12 protein-coding genes are annotated in these 13,076 nt (G+C 68.0%); 5 read left to right on the top strand and 7 right to left on the bottom strand.

All coding sequences use genetic code 11. The annotated features are described in order from the left end of the window. Positions 1 to 107: 107 nt before the first annotated feature. Positions 108 to 602: a hypothetical protein gene (locus DES52_RS14950; RefSeq protein ID WP_146237308.1), complete on the top strand. Its 495-nt coding sequence runs from the start codon at positions 108 to 110 to the stop codon at positions 600 to 602. A 50-nt stretch (positions 603 to 652) separates the two neighbouring features. Here the strand turns inward: DES52_RS14950 and DES52_RS14945 are convergent, their stop codons facing one another. Genes DES52_RS14945 through DES52_RS14935 form a run of 3 tightly spaced genes read right to left on the bottom strand, consistent with a single transcriptional unit; the run spans position 653 to position 2,052 of the window. After that, positions 653 to 832: a hypothetical protein gene (locus tag DES52_RS14945; protein WP_110887627.1), complete on the bottom strand. Its 180-nt coding sequence runs from the start codon at positions 830 to 832 to the stop codon at positions 653 to 655. An 18-nt stretch (positions 833 to 850) separates the two neighbouring features. Beyond that, entirely contained in the window at positions 851 to 1,252 is a 402-nt protein-coding gene (locus DES52_RS14940) for a DUF2089 domain-containing protein (protein ID WP_110887626.1), read from the bottom strand. Next, positions 1,249 to 2,052: an SHOCT-like domain-containing protein gene (locus tag DES52_RS14935; RefSeq protein WP_110887625.1), complete on the bottom strand. Its 804-nt coding sequence runs from the start codon at positions 2,050 to 2,052 to the stop codon at positions 1,249 to 1,251. The genes DES52_RS14940 and DES52_RS14935 overlap by 4 nt, the downstream gene beginning before the upstream one ends. Positions 2,053 to 2,219: 167 nt before the next feature. Here DES52_RS14935 and DES52_RS14930 point away from each other — a divergent pair, with 167 nt between their 5' ends. From DES52_RS14930 to DES52_RS14920, 3 genes are read left to right on the top strand one after another with little or no spacing between them, the layout of a single operon-like run. Further along, positions 2,220 to 2,888, top strand: a complete 669-nt coding sequence (locus DES52_RS14930) for a vWA domain-containing protein (RefSeq protein ID WP_110887624.1) — start codon at positions 2,220 to 2,222, stop codon at positions 2,886 to 2,888. Then, on the top strand, positions 2,885 to 3,646 hold the full coding sequence (locus DES52_RS14925; RefSeq protein WP_170131073.1) for a PP2C family serine/threonine-protein phosphatase: 762 nt from the start codon (positions 2,885 to 2,887) through the stop codon (positions 3,644 to 3,646). The genes DES52_RS14930 and DES52_RS14925 overlap by 4 nt, the downstream gene beginning before the upstream one ends. Then, positions 3,643 to 5,496: a hypothetical protein gene (locus DES52_RS14920; RefSeq protein ID WP_110887622.1), complete on the top strand. Its 1,854-nt coding sequence runs from the start codon at positions 3,643 to 3,645 to the stop codon at positions 5,494 to 5,496. Before DES52_RS14925 ends, DES52_RS14920 begins: the two co-directional genes overlap by 4 nt. Here the strand turns inward: DES52_RS14920 and DES52_RS14915 are convergent. Together DES52_RS14915 and DES52_RS14910 are read right to left on the bottom strand one after the other, a co-directional pair. Beyond that, the gene (locus DES52_RS14915; protein ID WP_110887621.1) at positions 5,489 to 5,833 is read right to left on the bottom strand and encodes a hypothetical protein; all 345 of its coding nucleotides are present in this window, start codon (positions 5,831 to 5,833) and stop codon (positions 5,489 to 5,491) included. The two genes, DES52_RS14920 and DES52_RS14915, sit on opposite strands and share 8 nt — an antisense overlap. Before the next feature lie 96 nt (positions 5,834 to 5,929). Continuing rightward, a complete protein-coding gene (locus DES52_RS14910) occupies positions 5,930 to 6,511 on the bottom strand; it encodes a TetR/AcrR family transcriptional regulator (protein WP_110887620.1) in 582 nt (193 codons plus the stop codon). A 124-nt stretch (positions 6,512 to 6,635) separates the two neighbouring features. Between DES52_RS14910 and DES52_RS14905 the strand changes: the two genes are divergently transcribed. Then, positions 6,636 to 9,485, top strand: a complete 2,850-nt coding sequence (locus DES52_RS14905) for a YhgE/Pip domain-containing protein (protein ID WP_110887619.1) — start codon at positions 6,636 to 6,638, stop codon at positions 9,483 to 9,485. 58 nt (positions 9,486 to 9,543) lie between these two features. Here the strand turns inward: DES52_RS14905 and DES52_RS14900 are convergent, their stop codons facing one another. Then, entirely contained in the window at positions 9,544 to 9,975 is a 432-nt protein-coding gene (locus DES52_RS14900; RefSeq protein ID WP_170131072.1) for a response regulator, read from the bottom strand. After that, positions 9,972 to 13,067, bottom strand: coding sequence for a GAF domain-containing protein (locus tag DES52_RS14895; RefSeq protein ID WP_110887617.1), 3,096 nt, complete (start codon positions 13,065 to 13,067; stop codon positions 9,972 to 9,974). The genes DES52_RS14900 and DES52_RS14895 overlap by 4 nt, the downstream gene beginning before the upstream one ends. Between the last annotated feature and the right edge of the window lie 9 nt (positions 13,068 to 13,076).

Here is a 13,076-nt window from a genome sequence, read left to right as displayed (position 1 = left end):
ACGACCTTCGGTCTGGCGGAGGCGCTCGTGGCGCTTCCCGACGCGCCGAGTTGGCGCGGCGGACCTCGCGTTTCAGGTCGCCCGCGGCGCGCAGGTGAACGCGGCGAATGCTACCACCATCCCCACCGTCGAGGCGGGCACCTTCGACGCGGCACGGCGCACCCTGCTCGCGACCCTCGGACGACCCGACGCGCCGCCTTCTCGCGGACGTCGACAAGACGAAGAGCCTCGCCTTCTCGAAAGTGCAAGCGGCGAAGTTGCTGCGGGTGTTGCAGGATTTCGCCAAGAGAACGGACCTCAAGCCCGCCGACGCCACGAAGATGCTCATTGAAAAGCAACTCTCGAAAGTCGCCGACCTCGCATACGAAGAGGAACGTCGCAAGCGCATGCAAGGCGCTACGGGCCAGCGTCCCGCGAACGGGTGCGGCCAAAATCCGCAAGGTCAGCGTCCGGCCGGGGCGAACGGTCAAAACGGCGCGAACGGCCAGCGTCCCGACGGCTTGTTCGCGGCGATTCAAAACGGCACGCCGTTCAATCCTTTCAAGGAGGGACGCCCGAACGAACAACTGCAAGCGCTCATCACGGTGTTGAAGAAGAGGTGACGCGAACGTGAAAGGCGTCCCCACGGCGGGGACGCCTTTCACGTTTTGGCTCAGACGAGCCGAGCGTCGGGCGCCAAGTCAGGTTCGACTTTCACGGCGAGGCGCATCAAAACGACACCGATCACGCGTCGCCACGAGCGGCGGCGTCCCAGGAGGTGGTGAACGCGGGCTTCCTCCCGCAGACGTTCGAGGTGCGCGTGCGTGAGTTGTGCTTGAACGTCCGGAATCATAAGGGCCTCCCGCGTCGCTCAACGACGACCTTCCTCGATGAGGCGCATCGCCGTTTGAAAGTCGATTTCTCCGTCGCGCAGGCGTTGCAGGACGTCGATGCGCGACGGTCCCGGGGCCGGCGGAGGTGCGGGCGGCTCGGCGTCTGGCGCGCCTCCCAGTGAGGTGACGATGTCGTCGAGACGGGCTCGGGCAGTGTTATATGCCACGCCGAGCTCCACGGCGACTTTCTGGACGTTGCCACGGTTGCGAACGAGGACGCCCACGAAGTCGAGCTGGTCGGGCGTGAGGCGCGCGATCCAGCCGAGGGTGAACTCGCCTTCGATGACGACGCCGCTTTCGGGACCTTCGAGACGCGTGACGATCAACTCGCCGCCCGTGATGGGGTCGCGGGTCAGGACGGGGTAGCGGCGGCGAGTCATGCTTCGCCTCCGGCGCGCACTTCGGGCTCCTCGGGTTCTTCGGGCTCTTCGGGCTGCTCGGGTTCTTCCGGCTCTTCGGGTTCCTCGGGTTCCTCGGGTTCCTCGGGTTCTTCCGGCTCTACCGCATTGACGGCTCCGCTAGACATTCCTTGTTGAAAGTCGAAGCCGGCTTCGCGCGCTTCCCGAATGAACTTCGGGCTGATGCCGTACTTGGCGAGTTGGATGAGCTGAGTGGGCGTGAGGTCGTTCATGCCGAGGTCGCCGAGTTCCAGGATGAACTGGGGACTGACGCCGTACTTGCCGAGCGCGACGACCGTGTCGAAGTCCAAGTCTTCGAGGCCGGCGTCACGCAAGGCGCGTAGGATCTCGGGGCGCACGCCGTACTTCGCCAGGGTGACGAATTGCTCGAAGGTGAGCGCCTGTCCCATCGCTTCTCGCAACTCTTTGGCGTAGGCAGCATTGACGCCGTACTTCCCGAGCGTGACGAGCTGCTCGAAGCTGAGGTTGCCCAGCCCGGCTTCGCGCGCTTCCACGAGGAATTGCGGCCGGATGCCGTACTTGCCCATCAAGAGCAGTTGCTCGAACGTCGGGGTGCTCCAGTCGGAGGGCAAGGCCGATCGGGCCGGACGACTTTCGCGAAGTCGGACGCGAACCGTCGGAACGGGCGCGACCGGTGGAGCGGGCGGCGCGACGACAGGGCGGGGAGGTTCGAGCAGCGCGGCGAGCAATTCGTCGGCCTGCTCGACCGTGATCGTGCCTTCCGCGACGAGTTCCAGGATCTGTTTCCGTTCGTCCATCATCGTGCTCCTCCTGATTCTTTGCAGAAGTGCCAGTAGGCTTGGCGCTTCTTTTGGTGACACTGTAAATATTCTGCATCGCCAAGTCAATCCCCTTTTGGTGATATTTATCAACTTGCCTGCAATATTTTGCTACCATGAATGCAACACGAACGCAGGGGAGGATCTTTATGGCTTCGAACGCACCTCATTTCGACTTCACGGAAGTGGAGTTCGCCGACAACCCCGAGCCGCGCTGCCCCGTCGTGCTGCTGCTCGACAACAGCGGCTCGATGCGCGGCGAGCCGATGCGCGAGCTCAACCTCGGTCTGCGCGCCTTTCGAGACGACCTCCTCGCGGACCCGCTCGCCGCGAAGCGCTGCGAGCTCGCCGTGATCTCGTTCGGCCCCGTGCGAACGGTGAGCGACTTCGTGAGCGCCGCCGACTTCGAGTCGCTCACGCTGCTGCCCGAGGGGGACACGCCGATGGGCAGCGCCATCGAGCGCGGACTCGACATGCTGCGCGTTCGCAAGGACATGTACCGCCGCAACGGCATCGCCTACTACCGGCCTTGGGTGTTCCTCGTGACCGACGGAGCGCCGACCGACAAGTGGCAGGACGCGGCGCGCGCCGTGCACGACGGCGAGCAAGCGCGGGCCTTCGCGTTCTTCGCCGTCGGCGTCGAGAAGGCCGACATGAAGGTCTTGAAGCAGATCAGCGTGCGTGAACCCGTGAAGTTGCGCGGCCTGCAATTTCGCCAGATGTTCCAGTGGCTGTCGAGCAGTCTTAGAGGCGTGTCGCGCAGCACACCCGGCACCATCGTCCCCTTGAGCCCTCCGACAGGTTGGACGGACGTGTGACGACGTGGCGCGCGGTCGGCGCGAGCGTGGCGGGCGCGTCGCACCGAGTTCGGGGCGTGCCGTGCCAAGATGCCTTTTCTCTGCACGTCGACGACGAGGGGCTCGTGATCGTCGTCTGTGACGGAGCGGGAAGCGCCGTGCACGCCGACGTCGCCAGCCGACTCGTCTGCGACGCCTTCTCGGTCGAAGGGCGGCGGCAGGCACGGTGCCCGAGCGGACCCGACGTCGAAGCCCTCCTCGCTGCCTCGCGTCGAGCGATCGAGGACGCGGCACGAGAACGAAACGCGCCGATTCGCGAATTCGCCTGCACCCTGCTCGGCGCGATCGTCACGGCGACTTGGTCGCTGTTCGTGCAAATAGGAGACGGCGCCATCGTCGCCGCGAACACCGAGGACTTCGCGCCGATCTTTTGGCCTTCGCACGGCGAGTACGCCAACGAAACGCACTTCCTGACGGACGCCGAGCCGCACCACGTGCAATGCCTCGTGACGTCCGACCGCCCGACACGGCTCGCGATGTTCACCGACGGCTTGGAGCGCGTCGCCTTGCGAATCGCCGATCGCGCCGCGCACCAGCCGTTCTTCGGCGCGTTGTTCACGTCGCTCGCCGCCGAGCACACGAGCGAAGCCGCGTTTTCGCACGCGCTGCACGCCTGGCTGGCGTCCGATCGCCTCTCCACGCGCACCGACGACGACCTCACCCTCGTTCTCGCCGCGACGAACGTCCCGACTCGGCGGGAGGCCGCGGACGGTTCATGACCGACGCGAGGAAGGTGCGCGACGCGAGCGGTTCGGCCCTCGCGCTCGGCCGTCTCCTGGGACGCGGCGGCGAAGGAAGCGTTTACGAAGTCGCTTCGCGGCCCGAAGAGGTCGTGAAGCTGTACGAACGCCGTCCGAGCGAGCGTGACGCGCGCAAGATCGCCTTGATGACTCGGGCAGTCACACCCGAACTCGTGGACGTCGGCGCTTGGCCGCTCGGGTCCGTGCACGACGCGTCGGGCGTCCCGGTCGGTGTGCGACTTCCGCGGATTCCCGCCTCCTACCGACCGCTTCACGACCTCACGGCGAGCCGGTTTCGTGCCGAGCACTTTCCGCAGGCCGATTGGCGCTTCCTCGTTCGGGTCGCGCGACACCTCGCGCAAGCCGTGGACGTCGTGCACCGCCATGGGCACGTCATCGGCGACCTCAACCCCAACAACATCCTCGTGGGGCCCGACGCTCGCGTCCGCTTCATCGACGTGGACTCCTTTCAAGTCACCTTCGGTCGCGAGGTGTTTCCATGCGGCGTCGGCACCGAGGCCTTCACGCCGCCCGAGCTTCAAGGACACGATTTACGGTCGGTTCGCCGAACGCGCTCGCACGACCGCTTCGGGCTCGCGACGGCCGTGTTCCTCTTGCTGTTCTCGGGACGCTATCCGTTCGCCGGAGTTTGGGCCGCCGAACCGCCCGCGCTGGGCGAGGCGATACGCAGGCGGGCCTACGCGTACGGACCGCGCACAGGTCGAAGCGGCGTGCAAGCGCCGCCCGGCACCTTGCCCGTCATCGTCTTGCCGCGAGACGTGCGGCGCTTGTTCGAGCGGGCCTTCACGTCTCGCTGGCGTCGTCCCGGTGCCCGAGCGTGGACGTCCGCGCTGCACCGTTTGGAGCGCTCGCTCGTGACGTGCGCGCGCAATCCTTCGCACGCGCATCCTCGGCGCGTCTCTTGTCCTTGGTGCGCGCTCGACGCGGAACTCGGCACCTCGACGTTTCGCTCCACGCCTTCGAACGTCACACCCGTCCAGCGAGGTCGAGCCGCCTTTCCGGGGATTCGAACGCCGAGCGTTTCGCCTTCGACGCTTTCCGATCGGGAAGTGCGGGCGCGCGTCGTACGCGTCGCGCGTGGAGGAACCTTGCTCGCCTCGTTGCCGATTCTGTTGCCGCCGTCCGCGACGTCTTCTTGGGGCGTATTCTCGTGGCTCGCACTCGTGGTTTTCGCGTGGAGGGGCGCGCCTCTCGCGGCGCGTTCCCTCGCTTCGCTCGTGGCTCGCGAGGCCGAACGAGTGCGGGCGCTCGCGCGTAGCGTGAACGCGGGGCGAGTTCGCGCGGACGCGGCGCGGCATCTTCTCTCGCTTCGGGAGCGGCGTGCCCGCGCGCTCCTCGAAGTGCGCGACGCGCGCGACGCGGCGCTTCGACGGTCGCTGCAACGGCGAACGCGTCGGCATTTGAAGGCGACGCTTCTACGCCGCGCGCTCGATGACGCGGAACTCGCACGAATCCTCGCGGCGCACGGCGTCCTCGTCGCGGCGGACTTGGAGTTCGTCCGTTTGCGCGCCGTCTCGTCGCTCACCGCGCGACAAGTCACCGACTTGCTGCACTGGCGCCTCTCGGTGGAGCGAGCGGTCGTCGTGCCGCGCTGGCATCCGGCGAAGTTGCGCGCCGACGTTCTGTGCGCGTGGAAGGTGGGCGTCCTCGAAGCTTGGCTTGGCGGGTGGTGTCGCTCGACGGAGGCTGGTTGGACGCTCGTCGTGCGCTCGACGTCCGCGTGGGAACGTTGCCTGGCGAGGTGGCTCGCCGCCCTGCTGGCGACGACGGCCTTTCTGCGGGCCGTCGGCGATGCCTCGGTCAGGTGACGAGCCGAAGATCGTCGGGATGTACGGCGACGTGCGGCGCGTCGCGAACGTACAGCAGCAGCGGAAAGACGAAGTGCCCGCCTTCGCGCGCGCCCGGAAGCCTCGCCAAGGTGCGTTCTTTGGCGGCGCGGCGCAGCCAGGTTCGCACGTCGTCGCTGTCGGCTTGTCCTTCGACGATGTCGCGCAGCAGGGCGTGGTAAGCCTCTTTGCGGTCTTCGCGCAGGCCGAGCGGGCGGCTGGTGTGCAGAACGTGCGGATAGGTGTGCGGAGTGAGGGTGACGTCGATCGACAAGGCGTCGGCGGCGCGTGCTCGAGAGCTGGGCTGGGTGGCGTTCAAGCGGTCGTCCTTTCCGAGGCGAGGCGGGAAGTCTGCCTTCGACTCTCGGGCATCTTGGACGACGCGGCATGATTGACGCGTGACAGGCTCCGGACGTCAGGGAAGTTCGGCGACGGCGCGCACGCCGCTTTGCGCGAAGACGTCGAGCAGCGCGGTGAGCTCGGCGAGGTCGACGTCGTGCCGATTGAGCTTGTTGTACGCGGCGTTCGTGAGCAAGTCGAGCAGCAGCGGCAGCAGCAGGGGATGGCGGCGCAGCGTCTCGCCTTTGATGCCCGGCAAGTGGCGCAGGTCGAGGCGCGCCTCGAGGGCGCCGAGGAACTCCTGACGTCGGCTGCGGAAGAGGGGACCGCCGCCGCTGTTGAGCAACCTCAGCAAGTCTTCTTCTTGCAAGATCGCTTCGAAGAGCGCGGCGAACGAGACGGGCTCCTCGGTGTGCAGGTGGCGCGCGAGCCGTTCGGGCAGGGCGTCGAGACGCTGCCGAAGGAGCTCTTCGAGGATGGCGATGGTGGACGGGAAGTAGGTGTAGATGGTGGGGCGGGACGTGCCGAGGGCGTCGGCGAGATCGGCCATGCCGACCCCTTCGAAGCCGCGTTCTATGAAGAGGTCGCGAGCTGTGCGCAGGATCTGGTCGCGGCGATCTTGCGCTTGCAGGCGGCGGCGAGGCGGAGCGGCGCTCATGGCTTCACTGTAGCACGAAATGACAAATCGTCAGTTGACAGTTCTTCAATAAGAGAGAATACTGAGCTGTCCGCCGGAACTTCCGGCCTTCGCTTTTCCTTTTCCCGACCACCCAGGAGTCCCGATGAGCCTCAAACGCGACCTCTCGATCCTCACACCCGCCGAGCGCAGCTTGTGGCGCCACCCCATGATGTGGATCTCCGCCGCCGCCATCGCCGCCGTTCCCTTGCTGTACGCCGCCATCAACCTCGGCAGCACCCTCGATCCGTACGGCAATCTTCGGCATCTGCCCGTCGCCCTCGTCAACCTCGACGAAGGTGCCACCTCGCGCGGCGAAACCTACCACCTCGGCCGCGACACCGTCCGTGAACTCACGAAGGACGCCAACTTCGCCTTCAAAACCTACTTCAGCGAGGCCGCCGCGCGAGAAGCCGTGCGCAAGGGCGACGCGTACTTCGCCCTCACGCTTCCCAAGAGCTTCTCCAAGGACGCCCTCGCGGGCGACTCCGGCCGACACGGCAAGCTCGACTTCTACGTCGCCGAAGGCACCAGCTACTTCGCGAGCCGCGTCGCGAACAGCTTCGCCACCACCCTCGCCGACCAGCTCAACCGAGAGCTCGGCGAGCACCGCTGGGACGCCGTGCAAAAGTCCTTGCGCGACGTTCGAACCGGCTTCGCCGACCTTCGCTCGGCGACCGCGCGCCTGCGCGACGGCGCCGAGGCGCTACATCGCGGCACCGGCGACTTGCGAAGCGGCGCCGCCGACCTCACGAGCGGCGCACGAGAAGCCGCCGACGGCAGCGCCGACCTCACGAGCGGCGCGACCGACCTCGCGAGCGGGGTCAACCGCCTCACGAGCGGCAGCGCGAAGCTCGCGACCGGCCTGCGGCAACTCGAAGCCGCCGCTCCGAGCGCCGAACGCCTCGCTCCCCTCCAAGAAGGCGCCGCCCGTCTGCAAAGCGGCGCGAACGACCTGTCCTCGGGCCTCGGAGAGCTGTCGAGCGGAGCTTCGAAGCTCGGCGGCGCCGCTCGCGGGATCCAGACGGGCGCGGCGCGACTGCAAACGGGAAGCGCTCAGCTCGCCGACCAACTTCCGAGCTTGCAAAGCGGCCTCGGCAAGCTCGCCAGCGGCGCCGCCGACCTTGCGAGCGGCGCGGCGCGCACGAACGACGGTGCCTCGAAACTCGCGACGGGCGCCGAACGGCTCGCCCGGCAACTTCCGACGCTGCAAAGCGGCCTCGGGAAACTCTCGACAGGAGCGTCGAGCCTCGCGGACGGCGCGAAGAACGCCAGCGTGGGCACCACGCGCATGCAGGCGGGTAGCGCCGACCTCGCCGCGAAGCTGCCACAACTCACAGGCGGCTTGCAAGCGGCGAGCGATGGGGCCGCCGCCGTGAGCGCAGGCGCCACCGACCTCGCCACCGCGACGAGCCAGTTGCAGACCGCCGTGCAATCCCAGTCCCTGCTGCCCGCGCCGCTCAAGGAAGGCGCCGCCAGCATCGCCGCGGGCGCGAAACAGGTGCGGCAAGGAGCGGGCGGCCTCGCCGAAGCCCTGCCCGCCCTCACTCGAGGCGCGACCGAGGCGACGACGGGCGCCTCGAAGCTCGCGGGCGGCGCACGGCCACTCGCCGAAGGCACGGCCCGCCTGCAAGAAGGCGCGACCGTCCTCGCCGGAAAGCTCGACGAAGCGCGCACGGGCGCGACGACGGCTGTTCAAGGCGCTCGCCAACTCGCGGGCGGCGCGTCCGAACTCGCGAGCGGCACGGCCACCTTGCAAAGCGGCGCGGCCACCCTCGCCGACAAGCTCGCCGAAGCTCGGTCGGGCAGCGAGGCCGCCGTGACGGGCGCTTCGAAGCTCGCGGCGGGCGCGGCGCGGCTCGCCGACGGCGCTCGGCAAGTCTCGACGGGCGCGAACACCCTCGCGGCGAACACCGCGCGGGCCGCCACGGGGGCTCGCGACCTCGCTCGCGGCGCCAGCGATCTTCGCGCGGGCGTCGACCGCGTCGTGACGGGCAACGCCGAAATCAAAAACGCCTTGCGTGACATCACGCGGCAACTTCCCGCCTCCGGCGACCTGAAGCGTCTCGACGACGGCGCCGCCACGCTCGCCGACAAGAGCGGCGACCTCACGAGCGGTCTGCGGCGCCTCACGGCGGGCGCCGACCGACTGCGCGACGGCACCGCCAAGGCCGACGACGGCGCGAAGCAACTCGCCGACGGGCTCGCGCGTCTCCACGACGAGATCCCGGCGAGCGTCGAGAAGCTCGACGGTGACCCGGCGGGTCTCTCCGCGAGCGTCGAACCCGTCGTCGAAGCGTTCGCGCCCGTGAAGAACAACGGCACGGGCTACGCGCCGTACTTCATGGCGATGGCCTTGTGGATCGGCGTGACCCTCACCGCCTTCATCTTTCCGTATCAGCAGTTGCCCGAGAGCAGTCGGTCCACGCGGCAATTCGCGCGGATGCTGAGCAAAGCCGCCGCGCCCGCCCTGCTCGTCGTCGCGCAAGCCTTGCTCGTCGTGTGGGGCGTGCACCTGCTCGGCGTGAACTACCTCGACCCGCTGCAAGTCACCCTCACCGCTGTCACGTCGAGCCTCACCTTCCTCTCGGCGGTGCTCGCGCTGATCTTCCTGTTCGGCGCGGCGGGACGCCTCTTCGCGGTCATCTTGCTGATCTTGCAACTCGCCGCGTCGGGCGGCAGCTTCCCCGTGGAAGTCGCGCCCGCCCTCTTCCGAGACATTCACGCGTACACGCCCGTCACCTACACCGTGAACGCCTTCCGGCACGCCATCACGGGCGCCTTCGAAGGGCAGTACGGCGTGTTCATGGTCAGGCTGTCGCTGTTCGCCGTGCTGGGCGTGCTGCTCGGCCTCGCGGGCAAACGCCGCTGGGAGTTCGTGGACGACGAGGACTTCAAGCCGCTGATCTCGGCTCCCATGGCGTCCCAACCCGCTCATCACGAAGGAGCCGCCTGACTTCACCTCACTGGGAGGGGCGCGCCGCGGCGCGCTCCTCGTTTTTCGTCGCTCGCCGCTACGATTCCACCAGAGGCAACCAGCGTGCCAACAAGGCGCGCACCATCGCCGAGTACTCCACGAACCCGATCGGTTTGCGCAAGAAAGCGTTCGCGGCGAGCGCGGCCGCTCGCCGCGCGTCGTCGTCCGCGTCCGAAGTCGTCATCACCACCACCGGCAGGGCGCGAAGCTCGGGCAGGGCGCGCAGCGCGCTCAGCACGTCGAAGCCGTGCACGCGCGGCAAGTTGAGGTCCAGCAACACGAGGCGAACGCGCGCTCCGTCCGGCCCTCGCAAAAACGCGAGCGCGTCCGATCCCGTCGCCGCCTCGTGCATCTCGACGTCCGGGCGCGCGTCCGCGAGCGCTTCATGCGTCAAGTCCACGTCGGCGGCGTTGTCGTCCACGACGAGCACCACGGGCGAGCCGAGCGCCGCCTCCGTCTCGCCGTTCACGCGCCGTCCTCCACGCCGGGCAGCGTGAAGTGGAACGTGCTGCCTTCGCCCGGCACCGACTCCACCCACAAGCGCCCGCCCGCCTGCTCCACGATCTTCTGGCAAATCGACAGCCCGATGCCGTTGCCTTCGTACGCTTCGCGGGTATGAAGACGTTGAAACACGTCGAAGATGCGCTCGAGGTACGGCGTCTCGATGCCGATTCCGTTGTCGGACACCGTGAAGTGCCACCAAGGTTCCTCGCGCGCCACGACTTCTCGTGCCACCCCGACGTGCACGGTCGGCGTGACGCCGTCACGGCGGAACTTCACGGCGTTTCCGATCAAGTTCTGGAACAGTTGGGTGAGGCGGGCGCGCCCCACGCGGACGGACGGCAGAGCTTGGCTCGAGAGGCGCGCGCCCGACGCGCTCAGCAAGCCGCTCAGCAAGTCGCGGGCGTCCTCCAAGGCCACGTTCGCGTTCGTCGAGGTCGGCGCGTCGTTCGTGGAAAGGCGCGAGTAGCTCAGCAAGTCCTGGATGAGGCTGCGCATGCGCAACGACCCCTGCTTGATGTAGGTGAGGTATTTCTCGGCCCGCGCGTCGAGTTGCCCTCCGTAGCGCAGCGCGAGCAGGTCGGTGTAACTCGCCACGGTGCGCAACGGTTCTTGCAAGTCGTGCGAGGCGATGTACGCGAAGCGCTCCAACTCCTTGTTGCTGCGCTCCAACTCCAAGGTGCGTTGCTGCAGCGTCGACGTGCTGAGCGCCGCTTCGAGCGCCAAGCCGAGGCTGCGCGCCACCGTCTCCATCAAGGCGCGGTCAGCGTCCGTCCAGCCGCGCTGCCCGAACAAGGCGACCGCGAAGACGCCGTGCACTTGGCCCGCCACACGCACGGGCAAGCTCGCCACCGCGCCGATCTGCGCCCAATCGATTCGGAAGTGGTCCTCTTGGTAGTTGTAGGCGTCTTGATAGTACGGCTCGCCCGTCTCGTACGGTCGGCGCAGCGACTGCGACTCGAACGGCAAGCCGGCGTTCACGATGCGCTGCATCTCGGGATTGCGGCGCTCTCCGACTTGCACGACCAGGCGCCACACCTGCCCGTCACGCACGTAGTACGGCGCGAACCCTTCGGGCAGCAGCGACAGCACGATTTCCTGCGCGCGCCGAATGAGCGCGACGGGATCGGCGTTCACCGTGAGGTCGCGGGTGAGCTCGCCGAACGCTTCGAGCACCCGCGTCCGGTTTTCCAAGGCGGCGCGCTGAGCTTCGAGGCGCGCCGCGGCGTCGGCGCGTTCCACGGCGAGGTTGAGGCTGCGGCCCGCCGCTCGCACGACCGCCTTGTCACGCTCGCGCCACTGCCGAGCGTCCTTGAGCCCCACGGCGAGCATCGCGCGCACCTCGCCTCCCACCGTGAGGGGGTACAGCGCGACCGTGCCGTACGCTTCGGTCGCCGCGACCTGCTCGCGCTCGGGATCCCACCCGTCCACGAACACCGGCTGCTTCGACGACGACGCCTGCCAGAAGGCGGGCGCGTCCACGGGAATGCCGCCCGTGATGCTCGCCACGACTTCCGGCGCGATGTCCTGCGTCCACACTTGCGCTCGCCACATCTGCCCGTCTCGCTCGTAGTACGCGGCGCTGCACTCGTTGAAGAACGTGCGGAACACGCCCAGCGCCTGCCGCGCGAGGGTCCGCACGTCGCTCGCCGTGCCCGCCGCCTCCGCGAAGTCCACGAACGCCTCGAGAGACCGCGTGCGCTCGGCGAGTTCCGCCGTGCGGGCTTCCACGAGCGCTTCGAGGTTCGCGTTGAGGTCGCGCACCGCCCGCTCGGCCGCCTTGCGCTCGGTGACGTCGTCGATCACCACGACCGCCGCGATGGGCGTGCCCGCCTCGTCCTTCACGGGAGCGCTCGTCACGTCGATCACCCGCGTCGTTCCATCGGGCCGCACGTACACCAACTCCTCGCCGACGGTCGTCTCGCCGCTCGTCGCGACGCGCGCCAGCGGCCACTCGTGCGGCTGCACCGGTCGGCCGTCGAGGTGATAGCCCTTCCAGACGCGGTACTCGTCGACGCTTTGCGACAAGTGCACCGGATGCCCGAAGATCTCCTCCACGCGGGCGTTGCCGAGGGTGATGCGGGCGCTCGGCGACTCGGCGATCACCACGCCGACGGGCAGGTGCTCCAAGATCGCGGCCAGGTACGCGCGTTCCTCGGCGAGCGCCGCCTCGCTCGCTCGCCGCGCCTGCCCCTCTTCGAGCGCTCGCCGCGACTGCCGAGCGCGCTCGAGGGCTTGCGCGCACTGCCCGGCGAGCGCGGACAGAAACTGCCGCTCGCCCTCGTCGAATTGGCGCTCGTCTCCCTCGTACACGAGCGCCAAGAAGCCGAAGTGCGCGTTCGACGCTTCGAGCGGCAGCACGGCCATGCTCGTCAGTCCGCTCGGACGAATCGACCGAAACGCCGAGAAGCGCGCCTCCAACGCGCGCGTGTCGCCGAAGACCGCCTCGCCGGTACGCACCACGAACGCGCCCGGAATGTCGAGCGCGACCGGAAACTCCGCGAGGCGCGCTTGCAACTCCGTCGAGTAGTTGCGCGTCCCGAGCAAGCGCACCGTCTCTGCGTCATCGCTGAGCACGCCGACGGCGCCGCTCGTCGCTCGCGCCGCCGGAACGGCTTGACTCAAAATCACGTTCACGACGTCCGCCTTCGTGATCGCGCGGCTCAGCTCGGACGTCACGCGGTACAGCGTCTCTTGCCGCGCCTCGGCGCGCTTCTTCGCGGTGACGTCTTGGTACAGCACCCCGAGCCCGTCTTGAAAGGGAAAAACCATGCCCTGCGCCCACACGTCAACCGTGGCGTAGTACGTCTCGAACGTCTCGGGCACGCGGGTGGTCATCACTCGGTGCGCCACCACGTCCAGGTCGGTGTTCGGCGAAACCGAAAAGGCCGTGTGGAACGGCAAGCCGACGAGCTCGCCCGCAGCACTGCCACGCAGGCGCGAGGCAGCCTCGTTGGCGAACACGACGCGCCACGTTCGATCCAGCAACACGAACGGATCGGTGAACGCGTCGAAGTCGTGCGAAGAGAGAATCAACGAAGTCGAGGGAAATTGAGTCATGGAATGAAA

Origin of the sequence: Deinococcus yavapaiensis KR-236 (assembly GCF_003217515.1) — a bacterium.
GTDB lineage: Bacteria > Deinococcota > Deinococci > Deinococcales > Deinococcaceae > Deinococcus_A > Deinococcus_A yavapaiensis.
Note: the sequence above shows the minus strand (reverse complement) of the source record. Positions and strands in the feature narration are given on the sequence as shown.